Raw genomic sequence first — 22,376 nt, 5'->3', positions numbered from 1 at the left:
GGCGATCCAAACCCTTCCCGGCCCCACTCTCCCTCTCAGCCGTCTCCCAATAAAAATGGGGACCGGCGCTGCACACCGGTCCCAAGCAAGTGCCGGACGGCTGCAGCCATCCGGTCGGCGATGCTACTCAGCCGCGTCGAGCTGTTGCGGATCCTCGTCGCTGGCGTTCTCCTGATCCTCTTCATCAGCGAGGAATTCTGGCAGTGGGCCGGCTTCACCTTCCGGCTCCGCCGAAGACGGGCTGGAATCGATGAAGCGCAGCGGCTCCGGCAACCAGCCCGAGCCATCCAGAAGACGCTCGGCCTCCTTGGCCATGTCGGCCTTCTTCGGGTGGTCGATCAGTTGGGCCGACGACTCGCCTTTGCCTTCCCGCACCGCGTCGAGAATACGAGGCTTGGTGACCCGGCCGAAATAGTTGTCGACGGTCGGTCTCCAGCCGGCCTGCACCATGTCGAGTCCGATCGCGCGCGCCAGCACATCGGCTTGGTCGAGACGGGTGCGGACACCGTGAGCGGAGACACGGCCCTGATTGTAGCGGTTAGCCGGTTCATAGACGGCGTTGACCGCAAATGATGCACAGTGGGCGAACAGCGACGCCTGTGCACCACCATTGAGAGCCGTCAGAGCATCCCAGAGATCGTTCTCGCTCTTCGGCAACCGTGCCTTCCAAGCCTCATGCCGCGCCTCGACGGCCTTGGCGGAGACGCTTTCTCTCAACCCGGGAGCTTGAGCGGGAAAGTTCGGCGTGCGAAGGCCGATCTCAAGACAGCTCCCGGACGATGCGAACCGGTAAAAGGCCGTCAGCACGAAGTTGTGGAGGACCGCCTGGAACGCGATCGCAGGATTCTCTGCCAGCGCATCACGCAATGCCAGCGTACGATGCGCCGTCAGCTCGATAATCAGCCGATCCGGCAGAGGCCTGGCCGCGTCCTCGTCATCTTCTTCAGCATCAGGAGCACTACCTGCGACCGCTATGACCGAGCGCTGGACGGAAGAGCCCCTTCCTTGACCTTCGGTCGACGACGCATCGGCGCTCTGCTCGGCACCAGGATCGACTGCCGGCACCTCGTCCTCTGGCCGGACGTAACCCCGGTCCACGGAGAGACGCCCTTCGGAATCGATGCTGATGAAGACGCCGGCTCGGGCGATCTCGGACTGATCATAAAGCATCGGCCGGTCTTCGAATGCCGCCAGTGCCGACTCGATTGCGCCGAGACGCTGATCGACCTCGTCGGGCAATTCGTCGGCATCCTGATAATCGGCTTCAAGCTTGGCCTGCTCGGCGTTCAGGGCGTCGATGGTGGCCTGCTCCTCAGGCGAGAGATCGACAGGTCTGCCCTCGATTTCTCTTAGGCCTTGGGTGTGACCGTAGGGGAACTCTACGGCGACCGACATCCACTTCCAACCTTCGGCGGCAATCGCCTCAGCCTCGGCCTTGAGCTTTTCGGTTACGAGGCGGTCGAGCAGCACGACGTCCTGAAGCCAGCCGCCGTCGTCGTGCTCGAACAGATCCCTTAAGACGCCGCCACCCGCGTGCTGATACGCATCAAGGCCCACAAATTGGGCCCGCCGATCGGACCCGCGCACGGTGTTCTCGGTGAGCAAGCGCCGGATCTGGTAAGGCTCGTCATAGCCCGAACGGCTGACATTCTCCCAGACTTGCTCCTGGCGGGTGTGATCGGCCGTTACCGAGAACGCCATGAGCTGCTCGAGAGTCATTTCGTCTTGGCATAGACCTCATGCAGCTTCGGCGACACCGAGGCCAGCCGCAGCCGCTGCTTCACGATTGCTGGGCTCACGAAGTGCCGGGCGGCGACGTCTTCCTCGGTCATGCCGAGATCGCGGAGTGTCTGGAAGGCCCGAAACTGGTCGAGCGGGTGTAAACCGACCCGTTCATCGTTCTCTGCCACGGAGTCGTCCGCGGCAATGCCCCCCTCCCGAACGACGCACGGCACCGCCTGCGTCTTGGACATCCGCTTCTGTTTCACCAGGAGTTCGAGAGCGCGATAGCGCCTGCCACCCGCCGGCACCTCGAACATGCCGGTCTCGTGGCCGTCTGCATCAACGACGGCCCGGACACTCAGACTTTGCAGAAGCGTGCGCTGCGCGATGCTTTCGGCTAGCTGCTCGATTGAAACGCCGGCCTTGACCCGGCGAACGTTCGACTGGCTGAGCACGAGCTTGTTGAAGGGGATGTCCCGGGAAGGCGACAGCGTGATCTTTTGTACGGCTTTCGTCATTTTGGCTCTCCACGACGGGAGGCCGTGAGACTCTCTCTCGGCCACCAACCCGTCGCGAATAACCTCCTCTCCTCTCACTCTCGCGCGGCCACACGAGGCGAAGCATCACGCCGCCTCATGATCGGCGACAGCCGAATCCAGCGACGCGGGCTCCTCGGACCCGGGAACGAAGCCGAGCAAATAGTCCGTGGCTTTGCTCGCCTGCGAGGCGGCCCGCACGATGGCCCTGACGTCTTCACGCAGGACTTCGAGCCAGGAGCCGATATAGTCAGCATGGCGAACGGTCGGCACGATCCCGAGCGACGCGCAGCTGAACGCGGAGCTCAGCTCCGCGACCAGTTCTTCGAAGGCATATTTCTTTGTACCGTAGGACCCGCTCTGGTCGCGGTTGAGGCGCGAGGGATGCCCGGTCGCATGACCGAGTTCATGCAACGCCGTGCGGTGCCAATTGATGGGTTCGAAATAGGCCTGCGGCGGCGGGACCTGCACGAAATCCTCGGCCGGTGCGTAGAATGCGCGATCGCCACCAATCCGAAAGGTGACCCCGGTGGCCTTGATCAAAGCCTCCACCGTCGGCTCGATCAGCCCTGGCGGCGGTGGCGGAGCCGCGGTCGCGATCTCATCGGGGAGTCCGGCGCATTGGTCCGTGTTGAAGACGGTAAATCGCTTGAGAAATGGAATGGCCTGCGCTTCGTCGCCGGTGTCGGCGGCACGCCGCTTCTCATCACGCGGGACGAAACGGTCGGCGTAGACCACCGTGGTACCGCGCTCCCCCTTACGCACATGCGCTCCAAGCGACAGCGCTTGCCGGAATGTGAGCCAGCTTTGACCGCTGTAACCATGCTCGATCGTGCTTCCCCAGAGCAGAAGGATGTTGATCCCGCTGTACGAGCGATCGGTCGAAGCGTTTTTCGGCATGGCCAACGGCGCTTTCGCCGCGGCCGTACCCCACGGCTGAACCCAGGGGACGCGTCCGGCCTCAAGCTCGGCGATGATCTTGTCGGTGATTTCGTTATAGAGGTTCGCGCGTTCCTGCCCGGCGCGCGCGCAGGCATTAGGGTTTGACATCGCGGGTCTCCGCGACGGGCACCGCGAGCCTCTCTCGCAGCTTGTAACCCGTCACGGAAAAACCCAGCCTGCACTCTTACTCTCCGCCTCTTCGCAATCTGCCTCAGGGCCGCAGGCCCTGATCAGGCGTGCGCCAGGGCGCATCGCCTTCGAGAAATGGCACCCGGAGAGCGTGAGCATAGCGACCCGAAGGGGCACGCGGGTCCGAGTGCAGCGACGAGACCGGTTCAATAGCGGCACCCGGGAACGGGGCAGTGATAGCGATCGCCGCAGGCGAGCCCCTTTCCCGAGTGCCCCCGGCGAGGAGCACCAAAGCTCTAGCGCGAGGGATCGAAGCCGCAAGGCCGAGACGCTGCGCGGCTCGGTTCACGAGAGCCCGCTGTGGCCCTGGCCACACGCGCCAAAAACCTGAGCGAACGTGATGCAGGCAATGATACGAGAACCGTCCGGCATTTTCACAGGAGTCTCACAATTATGGCGGAGAGGCCTGTGGGCGGAGCGAAAGCGAAGACCACTCGCGGACGCGGCGAAAGATGCACCCGCAGGAGGTCAGCATAGCGACGACGCGTAGCGGCGGGACCCGGGACCGAGTGCAGTCGCGAGACCGGTTAACAAGGCACCCGACCCGAAGGGCAGTGATAGCGACGCCGGCACGCAATGACGGCGGGCCCGAGGGCGAGTGCCTCCGGCGAGCGACTCAATGCGGATCTACGTCTCCTTGGTATCAATTTTGCTTTTGTGATATCGTCTCACTCGTGCGCATGTCGATGCACGGCGTGGGCATGTTCACTGAGAGCCAATTCTTACAGAGGACGACATGGCCAAGAAAGCGAAGAAGGCAAAGAAAACCGCGAAGGCAGCCACCAAGAAGGTGGCAAAGAAGACTTCAAAGAAAAAGAAGTAGTCGTCGGCTACTGATTATTGCCGCCTCCGGGTCGCAACCCGGATGAAAAGCGAGACCTCCCAAAGGATATGAAGCGTCCTTTGCAGCCGTTGGTATCGCGGCACGCTGAGATAAGGCCGGACCTTTGTGCAGGTGGCTGCTGCATAAAGGTCCGGTTTTTCGTTTCTCCCCCCACGAAGGTCGTGAACTGCTCGTGCGCGAGGGATCGAAGCCGCAAGGCCAAGACGCTGCGCGGCTCGGTTCACGAGAGCCCGGTGCGGCGACGGCCGCACGCGCAAAACGGACAAGGAGCGACCACCTGAGCTCGGACGTCTGAAGCATCGGAAAACGGTTCTTCTGTTCGTTCTTGCCCACCCTAGCATCTGGCCGGGCGGAAAATTCGGCCTTTGAAGGACCACGAGATCCCACGATCCGGAATCCCAGTCGTGTGTTAGCAATGGGGAACGTCTGCGGGACTAAACGATTCGTCTCAGCGTGGGAGAACCTTTCAATGCTGATGACCAAGCAGAGACGGCCGGCGATCCGCACCTTGCGCGGTTGGGCGATCAACGTGCTGAACGAAGCCGGCGCCATCCGCGAGTGCGAGGAGCACGGTTGGATGCAAGACCGTGCCGATCCGCATGCACGAGAGCGGGCCTTCGACATCGCCCGTCGAGATCCGCCAGCAGACGTATCTCGTCAAGAAGCGGAGGCCGCGGTTCGCGACGTGCTGGATTCGATTGGTGACACCTGCCCAGAATGCCCTCCTGACGAGGAGAACCGGCTCTAGGCCCCGACCCCGCCCCTTCGCCGCCTCAGCGGCCCAGCCGTTTCTCCACGCGCTTGCGCGCGTTGCCGACCTTTTTGATGGCCTTCTTCACCGCTGGCGCCGACCTTCCGGTTTTCTTTGCCTCGTACTGCACTTCGTAGTCCTGCCCGCCTGCCACCCGCGCCCGGTCCTGCTTCCTTCCACGGGCCGTCTTGCTCTTTTTCGCTTCCGCCATGGGTGCCTCCTGTTGTGACATGGAAGCAACGCGACAGGGATTCGCAGGTTCCGGAACGATTCGAACAGTGCCAATTTGAATCGGCTGTAGCGTAGAGTTCTCCAGTGGCGTTTCGCGCGTAATAGGTCGGCAGCTTTCGGCGACAAGGCGCTTCTCCGCGGCTTCATCGAACCAGCCCTGGCCACCTCGAGCGATAAGGTGCCGTCCCTGCATTACGCAACACGCACTGAAGGATTGGCCCTTGAATGAGCCGGACGTCGACCCTGCCCAAGCGCTTACAGCCAATGCTTGCTACGCTCACCGACGGGCCGTTCGACGACCCCGACTGGGTTTTCGAGGATAAGTACGATGGCTTCCGGATGATCGCGGAAATCCGGCGGGGCAAGGTTTCGCTCTACAGCCGCAACGGCAAGATCGTCAGCCGCAACTATATCGAGGTCGCCAAAGCGCTGGAGGGCGTGAAGGGCGACGCCGTGATCGACGGCGAGCTCGTCGCGATCGGAAAGGACGGCGTCTCGCATTTCCAGCTGCTTCAGAACGCGCTGCGCCATGAAGCGAAGCTCCTGTATTGCGCCTTCGATCTCATGTTTCAGAACACAGTCGACTTGCGCAAACAGCCTCTTCTCAACCGCAAGGAGCGGCTGAAAGCGATCTTGCCGCGTCACCGGCTGATCGCCTTCAGCCGTGACCGCAAAGCGAACGGTACGAAATTCTTCGCCGAGGCCGAGCGGAAGGGTTTGGAAGGCGTCATGGCGAAGCGCGCCGACAGCGCGTATGCGTCCGGAAGCCGGACGGCGGACTGGCTGAAGATCAAGACAGCAAAGCGGCAGGAAGTGGTGATCGCGGGCTTCACGGCGCCGAGGCGTACAAGACCATACTTCGGCGCCCTGGTCCTCGCCGTGCGGGAAGACGACACATGGCGCTATATCGGACATGTTGGCACTGGCTTTAGCCACAAGGTCCTGGAAGACCTCCACACCAAGCTCATGAAGCTGAGGACCCCGAAATCACCCTTCCCTGCCAAAGTGAAGGACGAGGCCGTCACGACCTGGGTCAAGCCCTCGTTGGTTGCCGAGGTCAAATTTGCGGAGTGGACGAGTAAGGGCGAACTGCGCCAGCCCGTCTACCTCGGGCTCAGGTCCGACAAGCGGGCGAAGGACGTCGTGCGTGAGCGAGAACGTCCGCGCAAGTAGAGCTTCCCTTCGGCGAATGCCGGCAAAAAGGATTGACGCACCCTCGGCCGACACTCACTCGCATTCAAGGTCGTGGATTTCCGGTCGCATGCCATCAGGCGTGAGTTCGAGCGTCGCAAACGTGATCGGCAGCTTGAAACGGCGAGGTCCCGCGCTGCCGGGATTCAGGTAGAGAATGCCACCGACCATGTCGATCTTCGGCACGTGGGAATGCCCGGAGATGATGACGTCGATGCCGGCGCCGGGATCAACCTTCAGCGTCTTCAGGTCGTGCAGAACGTAGATCGACTTACCCGCCAGACGTACGAGTTTCGTATCGGGGTAGTCGCGAGCCCACTCGCCACTATCCACGTTTCCACGAATGGCCGTGACGGGCGCGATCCCGCGAAGCGCGTCGACGATCTCGGGCCGCCCAATGTCGCCGGCATGGATGATGTGATCGACGCCCGCCAGGCCTCGTTCCGCCTCGGGCCTCAACAGGCCGTGCGTATCCGAAATGATTCCAATCCTGAACATTATTTCACGACGCTCTCAACCGCGATCGCGAAAAGACGATCAAGAAACTCAACTTGAGCGGACAGCATCTTGGTCCGCGCTAACTCGATATCGAACCATTCCGCGCGGTCGACTTCGGGAAAGCTCTGCCGTCGACCGCTTCGAGGTGGCCATTCGACATCGAAGGTATTGCTGGTCAGCGCCGCCGGGTCAAAATGGCCCTCGCCGGCGAATGCGATGACGCGCTTGCCTCCTCGCTGTCGGACTTCCCCCAGCGCCTTGAGTGGACCAATCGAAGCACTCGGGCCGAGTTCTTCGGCAAATTCCCGTCGAGCGACGATCTCCGGAGCATCATTGGCATCGATTTCACCCTTAGGAATGGACCAGGCGCCATCATCCTTGTTGCGCCAGAACGGACCGCCGGGATGAACGAGCAGTACCTCGAGCCCACGAGCGCCCTTGCGGTATGCGAGAATGCCCGCGCTCAAGGTCGATCTCCTGGAAGTCTTGTTCACCGCAGCCATATCGCTCCTATTTTGCCGAGCAATCCAAAGCTGAGCAGGCGAGGAGCACTGAGGCGCGACGACCGGCTAGTTGCACAGCAAAGATCGTTCGTAACAGGCCAGTAGCGCAGCGGGCCCCCGTTGTACCGCCTTTCGTAAAACCTCGCCGAGATCGAGACTTGCCATCCGCCAAAGCCTCCCGCGGACGACGAAGTAGCGGCCGTCCGGCGTCACCGCCACAATACCTAAGCCGACTTCCGCTGCGGTTTGGCCGCCGGTTTCTTCGCCGCGGCCTCTTTCGCCGGCTTCTTGCCTGCGATCGGCATCAGCATTTCCTTTTGCCCGGCCGCTGCCTTGCGCGGCTTTTTGCCTGACTTCTTGGGTGCCTCTGTCGCGGCCGCCCCTTCTCTTCCAATGCTCTTGCGCAGCGCGTCCATCAGGTCCACGACGTTCTCACCTCGAGGACGGGCTTTCGCGGCGATGGGCTTGCCGGCGCGCTTCTGATTGATGAGATCGATAAGGGCGGTTTCGTACTGGTCTTCGAACTTGTCCGGCTCGAAATGACCCGCCTTCTGATTGACGATGTGCTTGGCGAGATCAAGCATGTCCTTGGTGACTTTTACATCCTGGATATCGTCGAAATACTCATCCGCAGAACGGACTTCGTAGGGGTAGCGCAGCAGCGTGCCCATCAGCCCCTTATCAAGCGGCTCGAGCGCGATGATATGCTCGCGATTGGTCAGCACCACACGGCCGATCGCGACCTTGTTCATCTCGCGGATGGTTTCCCGGATGACGGCGAAGGCATCGTGCCCGACTTTGCCGTCAGGACACAGGTAATAGGGGCGAATGAGATATCGCGGATCGATCTCGCTGCGATCGACGAATTCGTCGATCTCGATCGTTCGCGTCGATTCCAGCGCGACGTTCTCGAGCTCCTCCTTCGTCACCTCGATGAATGTATCGATATCGACCTTGTAGCCCTTGACGATGTCCTCGTTGTCGACCTCCTCGCCGGTATCAGCGTCCACCTTGGCGTATTTGATGCGGTGACCGGTCTTTCGGTTCAGCTGGTTGAACGAGACCTTTTCGGATTCCGACGCGGCCGGATAGAGCGCTACCGGACAGGTGACGAGGGAAAGACGCAGGAAGCCTTTCCAGTTAGCGCGCGGGGCCATCGCGGGGAACTCCATTACTGACGCCGGATTCAAGACGAACGGACCGGCTTGGTTCCGACACCGCGCCCCTTCCAAAAGGATGATTTTTTCACGACGAGGGTTCGGGCGGACTCGACATTTGTTCTTGTTATGTTCTAATTCGGAATGACCGATCGACCCGCGAGCTGGCGCATGCCGACCCCAAAGCAGATGGAAAAACTGGCCGCCGAAGCTGCCCGTAGACCGGGCCCGTCCACGGCGGCTCCGGATGCGCCACTCCCGGCGGAATATTGGGAATCGGTCCTGAAAGACCCCCGCGCCGACGAGAGTGGAGCCGAGAGGCGGCAGCGACGTCTTTCCGAGATTCAACGTCACGTGCTGCGCATCTCCTGCCGCCGCTGCGAGCGGACCGTGGAAATCCGGAAGGCCGATGCGGTCCGATTGTATGGCGAGAACGCGCTTTGGAAGGACGTGGCGCAGCGGTTGCTCGACAACACCTGCCAGCAGCGCACCGGCAGGCATGAGGAAGACGGGTGCTGGCCGGCGTTCGAGGCGCCGTAACCGCTCCGGATTGCCGTTCCGAACCCTTAGCGCCTGGATATCCGGATGGCCCCGAAGTATCACCCTACGCCGTTGTCGGGCGGCGATCGCAAGGCTCTGGCAAAAGAGCTCGGCAAGGCACGCGCGATGGCCAACATGCTTGCTGCCCAATCGGCGGAGTTGCGCGCCAAAGGCAAGGCCATGATCCAGCAAGCCGACAGGTTGCTTTGCGAAAGCTGGAATGAGCGCATGTGGAGCGTCGGCGAACCGATCGATCCGTCGCCCAGCATCGACCAGGCTGTGAATGGAGGCTTCCCTTGGCTCGAGATCAGGTGCACGCGCTGCAAGACGCCGAGCGACGTCGACCTTGCGGCGATGAAGCAGCCGCCAACCACCTTCGTGCATGATCTCGCCAGCCGGCTATGCTGCCGCAAATGCGCCAAGGCGGGCCGGCGTCCGTCTGCGACTCTGCTACAACTGGCTTGGCAGCCTCGTCACCCTCGAACCGAAGCCTGACTGATGTGCAATCTTTATTCGATCACGACAAACCAGGCCGCGATCAGCGCGCTGTTTCGCGTCGTGAACCGATACGTGGGCAATCTGGCTCCCATGCCCGGCGTGTTTCCGGACTATCAGGCACCGATCGTGCGCAACGGGGCCGAGGGCCGCGAGCTCGCCACGGCGCGGTGGGGCATGCCATCGTCATCGAAGGCACTCATGGACGCCACGAAGAAACGAGCCGAAAAGCTGCAGGCCAAGGGCAAGACGGTCGATTTCAAGGAATTGCTCAGAATGGAGCCGGACGGTGGCACAACCAACATCCGCAACGTGAAGAGCAAACACTGGGCCCGCTGGCTCGGCCCCGAGCATCGCTGCGTCGTGCCATTCAACTCGTTCAGCGAGTTCAACAAGCCTGAGGGCGGTGATATCTGGTTCGCGCTCGATGAGACTCGTTCCCTCGCCTGCTTCGCCGGCATCTGGACTAACTGGACATCCGTCCGGAAGGTCAAGGAAGGCGAGACCACGAACGACCTCTACGCCTTCCTCACGACGGAGCCGAACGCCGAAGTCGGCGCCATCCACCCGAAGGCGATGCCGGTGATCCTTACGACGCCGGATGAAGTCGAGACCTGGATGACCGCTCCTCTAGACGAGGCCTTGAAGCTGCAGCGGCCCCTGCCGGATGGCTCGCTACGGATCGTCGCCCGCGGCCTCAAGGAAGACCCGGCCGGGCCGCCGGCGTGACGGACGAAGACGACGATCAGGGATCGGGCCCGCCCCGCCAGCGCAAGATCATCCACGTTGACATGGATGCATTCTACGTATCGGTCGAGCAGCGGGATAATCCGGACCTCCGCGGCAAGCCGGTCGCGGTAGGCGGATCGCGCGAGCGCCGTGTCGTCGCCGCCGCGAGTTACGAAGCCCGGAAGTTCGGCGTCAGATCGGCGATGCCGTCGGTGACGGCAAAGCGCCAGTGTCCGGACCTGATTTTCGTGAAGCCGCGCTTCGAGGTCTATACACGCTGACGCTTCAGGCACTCTATCCGCATGGCGGCGAGTCGAGTGTGCTGCACGTTTCGGTGCATGTTCCTGCGTTGGACCGTGTGATGGCTACGCCCGACCGTTCCACCGGGCTCACGTCCATCGAAGAAAAGCGCACTGAGCTTGCGGCTAGCCTTCCCTCCGATCCCGCCGATCTGTGGGATTGGTGTCTTGAACGCAGCCACGACGAACTCCTGGACGTGCTCGCGTTTATTGCCGGTGTCAGCGTGAGCCTCTTGCGGATAGGCGTTGGCGCGACGGCGCATGAAGGCCCACTCGCGAGAGCGCTGTCGTTCAACATGCGCAGCTGGTTCGTCCCCGGGGCCGACAACTACTTCGGCCGTGTCAGCCGGACGCGCAGCTCGCGGCGGTTGACGAAGCCACTGGTTCGCATGCGCCTGCGCTTGAAAAGCTCAAGAAGGCCGAGCTCGCCACTCGTGCGTCCCAGCTGGTTTCCGAAACGACCTGGCTGCCTGAGCCCCTGCGAACCAGCCCAAAAGCGGCCTGAACGGCCGTTTTCGGCTGCCCTCCCGGCGCGGCCGGTCTTTCGCCCCCCTTCCGAACCAAATTTGACAGCGGCGCGCTGCTATGTCTATAATTAGATACCATCTATAGATATATACATAATAATGAGCGCCCACACCGACTTCGAGCTTCCCACGTCAGCGCCCGGCGTTCTGGCCCCGGATGCGCTTCGGGACGTGAAGGTCCGGGAACGGATGTCCCCGGCTGCCGTGCGCATGTTCTTCAGGCTGGCTGACCTCTGGAAATTGGCCGTCGATCAGCGCCGTGCCTTGCTTGGCGACATCTCCCGTCCGACTTATCACAACTGGCAGGGCGGCAAGATCGGCACGCTCAGCCGCGACCAGCTGGAGCGGATTTCCCTGGTTCTTGGAATTCACAAGGGCCTCAAGCTGCTCTTCGCGGACGAGGCGAGCGCGAACCGATGGTTCACAAGCCCCAACCGTGACCTGCCCTTCGGCGGGCGTTCTCCGCTCGACCGAGCATTGCAGGGCAGCATCGACGATCTCTACGCAGTGCGCCGTTACATCGACGCGTGGCGCGGCATGAAATGACGGAGACTACGTCCCGCGTCCGCGCCACGACGCACCGCCTCATCGCCAGCCGTTATCCGCCTGTCGGCGTGTTCGACGACCTGACCCAGGACAAGGACGAGATCGCGGTCGCCTTCCTTCTTGAGTCAGCGACAAACGACCGGCTGGGCATCATCGCCGGCCGTCTCAATCTCCTCCCGCCTGATGAAATCGTACAGGGGGCCGGCGCGACGCTCGTCATGGGCGCGTTCCTTCACGCCGATCCTGCCGGTGGACGTTTCACCGACGGGCGTCTGGGCGCCTGGTACGCAGCAACGGACGTTGACACCGCCATTGCCGAAACCGTCCACCACAGCACGCGCCGGCTAAAACTTTCCGAGGGCGCGTTCCCATCAAGTATCCAGATGCGCAGCCTTGTCGCGCGCATCGATTGCACCCTGATCGACGTGCGCGGCCTCCGCCAGGAACGTCCCGAGCTGTATGACGCGGAGGATTACGTCCAGTCCCAGGCGCTCGGCGTTGCCCTTCGCTGGCCCAAATCCGGCGAGGGGGCGAACGGTATTGTCTATGACAGCGTGCGTGACCCGGAGGGCATCAACGTCTGTGTCTACAAGCCCTCGCAAGTCCGCCTGCCCGTCACACAGGCGGACCATTATGAAAACCGGTGGGATGCCCGCGGTGACGTGCGCGTCCTGAAGATTACAAATGTCGAGCAGGGGTCACGGCCATGACCCTCATCACACGCGTTACGCCCAACGGCTGGCGGGATCTCGAAAACGCAGTCGCAGACATCCTTCGCGAGTGTGGCATGACCGTACAGCAGCAGGTCAACGTTCCTTTGCCACGCGGATCGGTCGATCTTGACGTGCTGGCAGAGGAGACCATCGAAGGCATCCGCAGCAAGATCGTGTGCGAATGCAAGGACTGGCGCACCAACGTGCCTCGCGAGAAGGTCCATGCGTTTCGCACGGTGATGGACGAGACCGGTGCGAACCGCGGCTATATCATCTCCCGCGTCGGCTTCCAGATGGGCGCAATAGAGGCGGCGAACGCGACCAATGTCGAACTGCTGACCTTCGAACAGTTCCAGGAACGCTACTTCGACAAGTGGATCGCGCGGCGTTGCCGCGACATTGAAGATGCGATCGGCAATTTCAATGTCTACTACGAGCCACTCGGCCAGCCGGGCTATCACTTGTTGGCCAACGATGAAGAGCGTGCGGCCTATGACGCCGTATGGGAGCGTTATGCGTTCGCCGGCATTATGCTGATGCATTTTTCGCCCTATCTTCGCCTGCTCGGCAATGCTCCCCCACTGCCGCCGCTTCCGTTCGATGTAACAGAACTGGATGGACGCGGCTTGCCGGTACCGCAGGAGGTGCGTGAGGCGGCCGGCTATCGAGAATTGCTGGCGCTGCTCAAACATTACGGCAGGATCGGCCTCGACGAATTGCGCGCGGTCAACCCGCTCACGCGCGGACAGCCTGCCGACGCAATCGTCGAGGAGCTCGATGCGCCGATGCCTCCGCAGCGGGGCTATTAACATAATAAACGACTATGAAGCTTGGTGCGCTTCTGCAGCACTGGTACGCTCGAACCGGCTGGGGGACACGATTTGAGTCAGTTTCTAATTCAGAATTATTTGAGTAATCTTGACCGGATACGCTCCGTATCAGGCGCCACCAGGGAGTCGGTGGTGCGCGAGGCATTCAAGGACCTTCTCAAGCAATGGGGCCGGCAGCACGACCTGGTCTTCATCGCAGAACACGAGCACATCACGCCTGCCAAGGATCGTTGCTATGTCGACGGCGCCCTGTTGCATGAAATTCGCGTCCCCTTCGGCTATTGGGAAGCCAAGGACACTTCTGACGACCTCGATGCCGAGATCGAGAAGAAGAAGCGTAAGGGATATCCTCAAGACAACATCATCTTCGAGGACAGCCGAAAGGCTGTTCTGATCCAGAACCGCCAGGAGATCATGCGCTGCGAGATGGCAGATGCCCCTCGCTTTGAAAAGCTAATGGGCCTCTTCTTTAGCTATGAGCGACAGGAGATCGCTGAATTCCGCCGCGCCGTTGAGCAGTTCAAGATCGACCTGCCTGCCGTACTCGGCGCATTACGCTCAAAAATCGATGATGCGCACAAGTCCAACGCAGCTTATCAGGCGGCAGAAGCGAAATTCCTCAAGCATGCCCAGGAAACGATCAACACGTTGGTCGGCACCGCCGACGTGCGTGAGATGCTTATCCAACACGTCCTGACAGAAGAGATCTTCGCCAAAGTCTTCGATGAGAGTGATTTCCACACGCACAACAACATCGCCAAGGAGCTCTACGCTCTGGAAGGTACATTCTTCACCGGCGGGCTCAAGAAACAGACGTTGCGCGCACTAGATCCATACTATGCGGCCATTCGTTCTTCCGCGGCCCAAATCACCAGCCACGCCGAGAAACAAACCTTCCTCAAGGTCATCTACGAGAACTTCTATAAAGTCTACAACGCGAAGGCGGCCGATCGCCTTGGCGTCGTCTACACACCCAACGAAATCGTGCGCTTCATGATCCAAGGCGCAGAGTGGCTTTGTATCAAACACTTCGAACGAGGCCTGATCGATCGCAACGTTGAAATCCTCGATCCAGCCACCGGAACAGGAACCTTCATCACGGAATTGATCGACCACTTTCGCGGAGACAAGAAGAAGCTTGCATACAAGTACGCCGAAGAGCTGCACGCAAACGAGGTCGCCATCCTCCCCTACTATGTGGCCAACCTGTCAAGCGGCAGAATGCCCGTAAAATCTCCGTGATCATCGGCAATCCGCCCTATAATGCCAATCAGCAGAACGAAAACGACAACAACAAGAACCGCGAATATCCGAAGATCGACGAGCTGATCAAAGCCTCTTACATCAAGGCATCGGAAGCACAGAAGACGAAGGTATACGATATGTATGCCCGCTTCTTCCGATGGGCATCCGATCGCCTCGACATCAATGGCGACGGAATCATCGCATTCATCACCAACCGGAGCTTCATCGATCGTCGTACGTTCGACGGTTTTCGCAAGGTGGTTGCCCAGGAATTCAACGAGATATGGATCGTTGATCTTGGTGGAGACATCCGCGCTAACCCGCGCCTATCCGGCACCATCCATAACGTTTTCGGAATCCAGACCGGCGTCGCCATATCGTTCTTCGTCCGGCGCAAAGGGCGCAAGGGCTGCGTCATACGCTATGCGCGACGCGGTGAAGAGGACCTCGCTGAAGACAAGCTTGCCTTCCTCGCAAACAACCGCATCGACACAATCGATTTCGAAGAGATCGTTCCTGACAAGCATCACACCTGGATCAATCAGAACGAAAACGACTTTGAGTCGTTCCTGCCTGTGGCGGACAAGGAGACCAAGGCAACCAACAACCGCGGAAAAGATCGCGCTATTTTTAAGCAATACTCGCTCGGAATATCCACGAATCGAGACGAGTGGCTGTACGACGAAGATAGGCAGACGCTTACATCAAAGGTGCGGCTACTCGCAGCCGAGTATCGCAAACCCGTAGAAGACGACCAATTCCCCACCACCATCAAGTGGTCGGAGACCCTGAAGCGGCGCAAGAAGAGCGGCGCAGCAGAGTCGTTTGACCAAGGTAGGATTCGCAAGACGAGCTATCGGCCGTTTTCGCCTGTGTGGCTCTACTTGTCCGAACTTTATATCGACAGACCAGGCTTATCGGAAGCGTTCTTTCCGGTAGGGCAAACCAACGTCGCGATATGCTTTAGCGATGTCGCATCCAGGTCGAACTACTGTGTTCTGGCTGTCGATGGACCCGCGGACCTGCACTTCGGCGCAGCGATTGACGCTTATCAGCAGGTCGCCCGGTTCCGATATTTTGACGGTGAACGCATCGACAACATAACGGACTGGTCGCTCAATCGCTTCAGCGATCACTACGAGAAGGGCAAAGGAAGGCGAAAGCGCCCCATCACCAAGGACGCTATCTTTCACTATGTGTACGCAGTGCTCCACGATCCGGTCTACCGCTCCTCGTATGCATCCAATCTCAAGCGTGAGTTCGCTCGAATCCCTTTCTATCCCGATTTTTGGACATGGGCAGAATGGGGCCAGGCGTTGATGGATCTCCATCTAAATTTCGAAACTGCACACCCACACACGCTGGGCAGGGTCGACGTACCGGACAAAAAGGCACGAGCTGCGAAGCTCGAGCCTCGCGCAATCCTGAGGTCCAACCACGAAGCCGGAACCGTTGTCGTGGACACCGAGACGACATTGAGCGGCATTCCAGCACAGGCATGGGAGTATGTGCTTGGCAACAGGTCAGCCATTGATTGGGTACTTGACCAGCACAAGGAAAAAACCCCACGCGATCCCGTGATCCGTGAAAAGTTCGACTCTTACCGCTTCGCCGCACACAAGGAAGCGATGATCGAGTTGTTGGGACGCGTGACGACCGTAAGCCTCGAAACGATGAAGATCGTAACTACGATGCGAGAACTGGACCGCCCCGCAATCCCCATCATGAGCACGGCACGCGGTACGGACTCATAGGCCAGCACCCACGGCCCGGCTGACTTGTCGTAATCTATATTATCACTCTGCAAATATTCTCTATATTTCAGTACGTTAGGTCCAGCTATTGTGGAAGTGCGTATTTGTAGGTTGCGCCATACACCTCGTTTCGCACCAATGATGCTTAACGCGAATGATCGACAGCACCCCGCAGCAGGCGATCGTGGCGATTCGCTCCGCTGAACAGATCAGCGCCCCATTCCCATCAGCATGTCGTCGACCTTCTCGAACATTACATTCTCAGGCGGATCTCCGGCATCAGCTCCTTCCAACATGGCGCAAAGTTCGGCCATGCTGATCACAAGGATCAGCTTTTGATCTTCGCGCAATGCTTGCTCGGCGGCGATCCTCGCCTGAGCCGAGGCCCCTTCGCGGGCGAGGATGATCGCTACCGTTCGAAGCCCGCCCCTCAAGAGATATTTCTTTGTCAGCTCGATCTCGTTCTGACCGACCGGTGCCTCATAGTTCTTGGCGTCGAAGACGACGTAGCGTGTCGAAAAATCGGGAGCGATCATTGACCAAAAGGAGTTCCCCTCCGACCTAATGCGGCAGATCAGATCCATACGATGCAGGCCTTCTCCGCTGCGCTTCTGGGACGTGGACCGATGCAATTCCCGACCGAATAGGAACTTTACCGCATCTGCGCATGTGCGTTCGAACGCCTGCCACCCATGCGTACCAGCAAGCGTCGCCCGCAAAATGCCGGCGATCGCCGTACCCTTCGCGAGAACTTGAGTTTCGGCCCGCGGTGCAATCGAACGCGTGTCCATTGCTGTGTCGCCGGCAAGTTCGTCGAGCTGCTCGGCAAGCGTTTTATCCTCGCCGGCGAGCTCGCGAAGGTGCTGCAGAGTCCAGATGTCGATGGCTCCCGCTACCCGCGATCGCGTCGCAGCAAGGGTTTGGTCATCGACGTCGAACGAGAGGATGATTATCCCTCGCTGATAACGTCCTTGCGCCAGTATCTCCTGCATGTGGACTACGGCTTCCCGCAGCCGCCGTTGCCATTCGCTCTGCCAGCGGTACATCTTGAACTCGACGGCGAGCGGCTCGCTCTTACCCGCCGGTGTAAAGACTAGGTCTGGTACAAGCCGGAGCTCGTTCCATCTTTCCTCATCGTCGGGCGCCTCGTCCGGTCGCATGACGTAGGCCGCACCGACTTTATCTTGACTCAGAATTCGCCTGATCAGCTCGTGCCAATCCTGCGTCAGCCCCATGATCTCGATCTGGAGGTCCTTCATCGAACCCATGCGTCGTCACTTTCCACGCCAATGCCCGCTTTGGGCGGCAGTTGTAGCCGCGTAAACCAATGACAGGCTTTAAGCCTTGCGAAAAGATGGCCTCAACGGCCGATTTCAAGGGCGCGTAGCCGCCGTCGCATTTAAGTTGAATGAGCGGCCAAACACAGCGTTAGCCCAAAACTGGACGTGCAGGTTTCCGCCGGGACTCCCCGCCTCAGAAAGCCCTTCAATACCCCACCCGGCTGAGAAGAGCGATTTCCAAGGAAATTACCCTTGATCACAATATTCATCTGCCATCCTCCGCCACTTTAGCTTCGCTGGTGCAATGATTTGTAGAACTGCCGCGGCGCACCAGGACTCGGCTCGTATCTGAAGCACTCACAGTACTGATCGATCGACTGCATTACGCCCAGAAGCGATGGACCCGAAAAACTGAGCGTTTGCCCCGTCCCCCAGTGACTGAGGAAATTACCAACGATGGTTGCCATGTTGGCATTCAGCCCGGCGATTTGAGTAGCATCGAGCACGAGAGAATTGGCAGCTTGATGCAGTTTGACGGCCGCCTCGATAGCCTGCAGAAATTCATGCGCAAGCTGTTTGTTGTCGTTGAACGCGACGTCGACAGGCACCGGGATGCGCAGGCGGCTGATGAGATCGCTAAGGCGGTATTCCAGATATTGCCGCACGCCCTCTTTGGCAAAATCCACCTGCCCTGCCTGCAGCATCGAGATCGTCTGATCGCGCACCTTGTTGACGGCGCCGGCCTGCGGCAGAACCGCGATTTGCGGAACGCCTTCGAGCCGCTGATGCCACCAGGTCCCTGTATTGCTGTGCTTGTTGAACAGCTTCTCCAGCATGGTGTCGTGGCTTAGCAGGATGACCTGCAGGCCGGATGGGTTCGCCGGACGGGCGAAAGACGTCCTGAGCAGCTCAACGAGGAAATTCTGATGACCCGCATCAAAGCTTGAGGTCACGTCGTCAAGCACGATGAACTTCGGAAGCCCGCCATAAAGAGAGGCGGCCGCGAGATAGAGAGAAATCGCGAACGCGTTGCGGAAGCTCTCCGAAAGCAACGCCTGCGGCGAAAGATTCTGCAGCCCGTGGAAGTCCGCGAGCGCGATTTGAAGGTCCTCGCTGTTGGCGCGTTTAGCCACCGTCGGAACGACACCGAAGAACGAGAGCTTGTCGAAGTACGCCCTGAAAACCGGCTCGACGGCGGCCAACCGCGCCTTGCTGAGAGCGCCTTCCGCGGCGCCGAAGCAATTGGAAGCAGAATCAAGAAAGCGCTTCACCTGCGTGACCAACGCCTCCCGCCCTTGCTCCAGCCCCGCGGCTTTTTCAGCCTCGGCAAGCTTGTTCCAATTGGCCTGGAGGCGACGAGCCGCCTCGACTTTGCGCGTGACCTCGACGGAGGACGGCGGCAGTTCCTTCTCAAGATCGGCTTGTTCGGCAGCCAGGCTCTGCTCTTTCTGGTCGGCCCGTGAGCGCAACGTTTTCAGCCACTCCGTGAGGCTCTCCGCGTCGTTAGAGGTGATATCGCCTTTTTCCGCGCGCGCCTTCAGCTTCGCAATCAGCCGATTATCGGCGCCCTCCTCCAACTTAGATTCAAGATCGCCAAGATCGGACCAGCCGGCTTCGCCCCATTCTTTTGCAATCGCCGTTCCTGCCTGCTCCAATGCATCGAATTGGGAAAGCTTGGAAGCGATATGCGCCTTCAGATCGTGCGAGCCCTTCTGATCGCAAAGCGGGCACAGCGTGGGATCACTCCATTCCGGCAAGCCAAGCGCCTTTTGCCCGGCCTGAAACAGGGTCAGCATGACGTCGCCTGCGGTTTCAGCGAGCGCCTGATCGCGTGCCTTTGCCAGGGCCACAAGCACTGCCGCACGCTCGGGTTTCGGCGCTTCGACATTGAGCTTCTTTAGATCCGCCCGCTCGCGAATGCATTCGCTCAGGCGGTCCCGCTTAGGCCCTCCCTCGGCCGCCTTCACCGCCTCAATGCAGGCGTTAATGTCAATGTCGTGAAAAGCTTTGTTCTCGCAGAGCGGCTTCAGAGGACCGATCTGCTCCAGAGCATGGTGACACTTCGCCTGTGCTGCCGCTCCATTGAGGGCTGCCAAAGGCTGCCCTACCAACACTGCATAGTCGGCCGCAATGGCGGCGCGCGCATCGGCCGCTGCCTTCTCCTCGCGGCCGCGAAGCTGCGCATGTTCTGCTACCGCGAAATGGTTGTTAAAGGCCCGCGTGTTCGCGACAGCCGCAAGTGACTGGCGCATTACACTGTATTGGGCGAGACCAAGCAGACCCGAGAACGTCCGGCCCCGATCCAGGGGTTTTGCTGAAATGAAGCTTTGAAACGTGTGCCCGTCCAGAAGAACAAATTCGCGATTGAGCGATCGCAGAATGCCTTCGGCATCTGCCGCCGGCGCCGACGAGACGGTGCGATTACCTTGCGCGTCCCGCTTCACCGTGATGGCTACTTGCTGGCCGCCCGGCTCGGCGATCAGCTTGAGCGTGATCGTCGCCAACCCGGATGAGTTGAATTTGTTTAGATAGTAGTCGGGGCCCCGTTCGCTTGCGGGCAAGTCTTCAAGCCACGCTACCGCACCGCATATCGCATATCGGACCGCATCGTAGACAGAGCTCTTGCCCACCCCGTTTACCGCCGAGATGCTATTGACCTTGTCGGTATGAAACTTCAGCTCGAGCGGCTTGCCTTGATTGTTAATGCCGCGAAAGCCTTCGATCGAAAGTCCTTCAAGCAACCAGCCGGTTGCGGACGGCAAAGCAGCGGCCGGTGCCGCCCCTTGGCCGCTAGCGGCGCCTGAAACCGGGTTCGCGGTTTGCGGCTGCGATGGCTTTCCGGCAGCGGCGAACAAGCCGTTCAGAATGTCCTGCTGGCTGTATGTGCCCTGCGACAACGCTTTGAAGTGGGACTGCAGTTCTCCGGCAAGCGCGGCGTCCTCCTGTGCCATGTGCCCGAAGAACGCCGCGATGTTCGCTTCAAATACCCCGTGCTCGGTAAACTCGAATTTTTTTCCGCTTGGGGCCATGCCCTTCTCCCAAAATTTCTTATCAATATTGGCTGCCGCTTTGCGGCTCAGTCTTCATCTCTGACCGCAATCTGCGGGCGTCGTTGACACAACTGTCGACGACTGTTTTTTCAACTGGAAGGAGGTCCGCCCACGTTCTACTGGAATGACGACCCCGGTAAAAAGAACCGCATCTGCTGTCAGCCCCGCAAGCGGTCGGCGAAACGCTTGAGATCCACCCGGTCCTCGTCCATCAGGAAGAAGCCCCGGGCCGGGTAATCGTTGGTCCCTCCCCCCAACACGCGCCGCTCGTTGATCTGGGAGATCATATAGGCAAAGGCCGGATTGAAGCGGCGCAGCGGCCATCCGGTCGCAGCGTGCAATTCCTCGACGCCGACCGTGTCGCTTTTCGTTAGCGCGAGATCAACGATTACGACCACATCCGATGCCGGGTCGGTCTTCACGGCATGCGGATCGAAAGTGATGAACAGCTCGGCTGTAGTGCGCATGCGTGGAATCCGCTTTGAAATCACCGCGCTCGTCCGCAGATAACCGTCCTTGGCAAGCTCCGCCACCGCGAACGCCAAAGCGTCGATGGTCGAGTCCGGAAAAGCCTTCCTCAGATCTTCTTCGGCGATGAAATCATCGAAACCTTTCTTGGAGCGTTCCGACACCCACAATCCGATGCTGACCGCGAGCTTGCCCAGCTGGCCGACCGTCAATGCGGCCGGCTCCTTTGCTTGCGGCGCTACAATCGGCCTGGCAGGCAGCGACCCATGGCCCGGCGGCGACACGCCGTTCGCGAGCCACGCATCGATATGGTCGATCATCGTCTTGCAGATATCCGCGAACTGGAGAATGTCCTCGCCAACCAAGGGCACCGTCTCGCCGAGGCGCGCATCCGTCGCGTGCTCCGCGAAAGCCGCATCGGCGACACCCAGATTATGCCCGATCACATGGCGCTTTTGGATATTGAGCGTCAGCACCGCGAGCGCGTCGGCGCTCAATGCCCCGAACGGATCGAAATCGAATTCGGAAAAGCGCTTTCGGCCCCTCTCGATATTCTGAAAGGCATTTCCCGGTGGCTTTACCTCGGGCGCGTCGGCGGGCCGCGTGGTGAGCTTGTAAAGGTAGACCGTCTTGAGCGTCGCCTCGAAAGCCGTGAGCACATCTTCATGCGCATTGCCGAGCAGCCGGTAGGCAAGCTCGTCCGCGCCTGCGTCCAGCTTGCCGGCAAGTTCCACCTGCTCCCGCACGAGCGTCGCCTCGCGCGCGAAGTGCAGATGAATGTTGGGCGCGCCGCAATCCGGACAGAACAGCGAGATTGCGAAGACGCCGTAGTCGCGCCCGCATTCGTCGCAGATCAAATCGCGCAGCAAATCGCGTCGAGCAAAACGGGGCCTGGGCTTGGGATGCGGTTTCGGACCCGGTTTGATCTTGACGAATTTACTGCCCGCGAACTTGCGTCCTAAATCGGCGAACATGCCGTGAAAGACTTCAGCGACGTCGGCCGCGGCGGCATGCGCAACGACTTCCTTCGCGGCCGCAATATCGTCAGGGTGCGTGAAGGCACCGTCTTCGGCCTTTACGCCGCTGTAAGGGCAGATAGTCCCCGGCGTGCCCGGCGCATGGGTCATGCGCGGTGTGGGCGCCTCCGGCAGGGTAACGCCTTCCACGCGGCCGCCGAGCAGGAAATGCCGCGGATGCGCGTTTTCGTTGGGCGAATAGCGATAGACCCGACCATCCGGCGTTCTAGGTAAGGGTATAGCGAGTTGCATGTCGCTGCCGGCCCCGCTGCTCCTGTAGCTTTCAAGATTCCTGAAACGCATCGCCGTCACATCCGCAC

General features: G+C 60.2%; 18 protein-coding genes and 2 pseudogenes. 11 read left to right on the top strand and 9 right to left on the bottom strand.

Annotated elements, in window-relative coordinates:
• Nucleotides 1-123: 123 nt before the first annotated feature.
• Both N2602_RS08665 and N2602_RS08660 read right to left on the bottom strand, forming a co-directional pair.
• Nucleotides 124-2,240: pseudogene (locus N2602_RS08665) on the bottom strand (ParB/RepB/Spo0J family partition protein).
• Between the two features lie 105 nt (nt 2,241-2,345).
• The gene (locus tag N2602_RS08660) at nt 2,346-3,308 is read right to left on the bottom strand and encodes an ArdC family protein (protein ID WP_260382361.1); all 963 of its coding nucleotides are present in this window, start codon (nt 3,306-3,308) and stop codon (nt 2,346-2,348) included.
• Nucleotides 3,309-4,702: 1,394 nt separating this feature from the next.
• Here N2602_RS08660 and N2602_RS08655 point away from each other — a divergent pair.
• Nucleotides 4,703-4,981 (top strand): hypothetical protein, encoded by a 279-nt coding sequence (locus N2602_RS08655; protein WP_260382360.1) that lies wholly within the window; start codon nt 4,703-4,705, stop codon nt 4,979-4,981.
• Between the two features lie 25 nt (nt 4,982-5,006).
• On the opposite strand, the gene N2602_RS08650 is transcribed toward N2602_RS08655, so the two are convergent.
• Nucleotides 5,007-5,195: a DUF3606 domain-containing protein gene (locus N2602_RS08650; RefSeq protein WP_260382359.1), complete on the bottom strand. Its 189-nt coding sequence runs from the start codon at nt 5,193-5,195 to the stop codon at nt 5,007-5,009.
• Nucleotides 5,196-5,440: 245 nt separating this feature from the next.
• Here N2602_RS08650 and ligD point away from each other — a divergent pair, with 245 nt between their 5' ends.
• Nucleotides 5,441-6,388, top strand: a complete 948-nt coding sequence (gene ligD / locus N2602_RS08645) for a non-homologous end-joining DNA ligase (protein WP_260382358.1) — start codon at nt 5,441-5,443, stop codon at nt 6,386-6,388.
• Nucleotides 6,389-6,442: 54 nt separating this feature from the next.
• Here the strand turns inward: ligD and N2602_RS08640 are convergent, their stop codons facing one another.
• From N2602_RS08640 to N2602_RS08630, 3 genes are all read right to left on the bottom strand, one after another.
• The gene (locus N2602_RS08640; protein ID WP_260383629.1) at nt 6,443-6,907 is read right to left on the bottom strand and encodes a metallophosphoesterase family protein; all 465 of its coding nucleotides are present in this window, start codon (nt 6,905-6,907) and stop codon (nt 6,443-6,445) included.
• Nucleotides 6,904-7,407: an NUDIX domain-containing protein gene (locus tag N2602_RS08635; RefSeq protein ID WP_260382357.1), complete on the bottom strand. Its 504-nt coding sequence runs from the start codon at nt 7,405-7,407 to the stop codon at nt 6,904-6,906. The genes N2602_RS08640 and N2602_RS08635 overlap by 4 nt, the downstream gene beginning before the upstream one ends.
• Before the next feature lie 224 nt (nt 7,408-7,631).
• Complete coding sequence (locus N2602_RS08630; RefSeq protein WP_260382356.1) at nt 7,632-8,564, bottom strand: Ku protein; 933 nt, start codon at nt 8,562-8,564, stop codon at nt 7,632-7,634.
• Nucleotides 8,565-8,708: 144 nt separating this feature from the next.
• Here N2602_RS08630 and N2602_RS08625 point away from each other — a divergent pair, with 144 nt between their 5' ends.
• The 9 genes and pseudogenes from N2602_RS08625 to N2602_RS08585 all read left to right on the top strand — a co-directional run bounded on the left by N2602_RS08625 (nt 8,709) and on the right by N2602_RS08585 (nt 16,242).
• Nucleotides 8,709-9,104 (top strand): hypothetical protein, encoded by a 396-nt coding sequence (locus N2602_RS08625; RefSeq protein ID WP_260382355.1) that lies wholly within the window; start codon nt 8,709-8,711, stop codon nt 9,102-9,104.
• A gap of 45 nt (nt 9,105-9,149) precedes the next feature.
• Complete coding sequence (locus N2602_RS08620; protein ID WP_260382354.1) at nt 9,150-9,599, top strand: hypothetical protein; 450 nt, start codon at nt 9,150-9,152, stop codon at nt 9,597-9,599.
• A gap of 3 nt (nt 9,600-9,602) precedes the next feature.
• Complete coding sequence (locus tag N2602_RS08615; protein WP_260382353.1) at nt 9,603-10,328, top strand: SOS response-associated peptidase; 726 nt, start codon at nt 9,603-9,605, stop codon at nt 10,326-10,328.
• A 62-nt stretch (nt 10,329-10,390) separates the two neighbouring features.
• Nucleotides 10,391-10,600, top strand: a pseudogene (locus N2602_RS08610) (DNA polymerase IV); the annotation flags it as partial.
• A gap of 653 nt (nt 10,601-11,253) precedes the next feature.
• The gene (locus tag N2602_RS08605; RefSeq protein ID WP_260382352.1) at nt 11,254-11,700 is read left to right on the top strand and encodes an MbcA/ParS/Xre antitoxin family protein; all 447 of its coding nucleotides are present in this window, start codon (nt 11,254-11,256) and stop codon (nt 11,698-11,700) included.
• Nucleotides 11,697-12,410, top strand: a complete 714-nt coding sequence (locus tag N2602_RS08600) for an RES family NAD+ phosphorylase (RefSeq protein WP_260382351.1) — start codon at nt 11,697-11,699, stop codon at nt 12,408-12,410. Before N2602_RS08605 ends, N2602_RS08600 begins: the two co-directional genes overlap by 4 nt.
• On the top strand, nt 12,407-13,222 hold the full coding sequence (locus N2602_RS08595; RefSeq protein WP_260382350.1) for a restriction endonuclease: 816 nt from the start codon (nt 12,407-12,409) through the stop codon (nt 13,220-13,222). The genes N2602_RS08600 and N2602_RS08595 overlap by 4 nt, the downstream gene beginning before the upstream one ends.
• A gap of 153 nt (nt 13,223-13,375) precedes the next feature.
• Nucleotides 13,376-14,485: an N-6 DNA methylase gene (locus N2602_RS08590; RefSeq protein ID WP_260382349.1), complete on the top strand. Its 1,110-nt coding sequence runs from the start codon at nt 13,376-13,378 to the stop codon at nt 14,483-14,485.
• Nucleotides 14,482-16,242, top strand: a complete 1,761-nt coding sequence (locus tag N2602_RS08585; RefSeq protein WP_260382348.1) for a type ISP restriction/modification enzyme — start codon at nt 14,482-14,484, stop codon at nt 16,240-16,242. Before N2602_RS08590 ends, N2602_RS08585 begins: the two co-directional genes overlap by 4 nt.
• Nucleotides 16,243-16,451: 209 nt before the next feature.
• On the opposite strand, the gene N2602_RS08580 is transcribed toward N2602_RS08585, so the two are convergent.
• The 3 genes from N2602_RS08580 to N2602_RS08570 form a co-directional block, all read right to left on the bottom strand.
• Entirely contained in the window at nt 16,452-17,510 is a 1,059-nt protein-coding gene (locus N2602_RS08580) for a hypothetical protein (protein ID WP_260382347.1), read from the bottom strand.
• A 299-nt stretch (nt 17,511-17,809) separates the two neighbouring features.
• A complete protein-coding gene (locus tag N2602_RS08575; RefSeq protein WP_260382346.1) occupies nt 17,810-20,551 on the bottom strand; it encodes an AAA family ATPase in 2,742 nt (913 codons plus the stop codon).
• A gap of 179 nt (nt 20,552-20,730) precedes the next feature.
• Nucleotides 20,731-22,359: a hypothetical protein gene (locus tag N2602_RS08570; protein ID WP_260382345.1), complete on the bottom strand. Its 1,629-nt coding sequence runs from the start codon at nt 22,357-22,359 to the stop codon at nt 20,731-20,733.
• Nucleotides 22,360-22,376: the final 17 nt, after the last annotated feature.

This window comes from Bradyrhizobium sp. NC92 (assembly GCF_025200865.1).
Taxonomy (GTDB): domain Bacteria; phylum Pseudomonadota; class Alphaproteobacteria; order Rhizobiales; family Xanthobacteraceae; genus Bradyrhizobium.
This window is presented reverse-complemented; position numbering and strand designations above follow the sequence as displayed.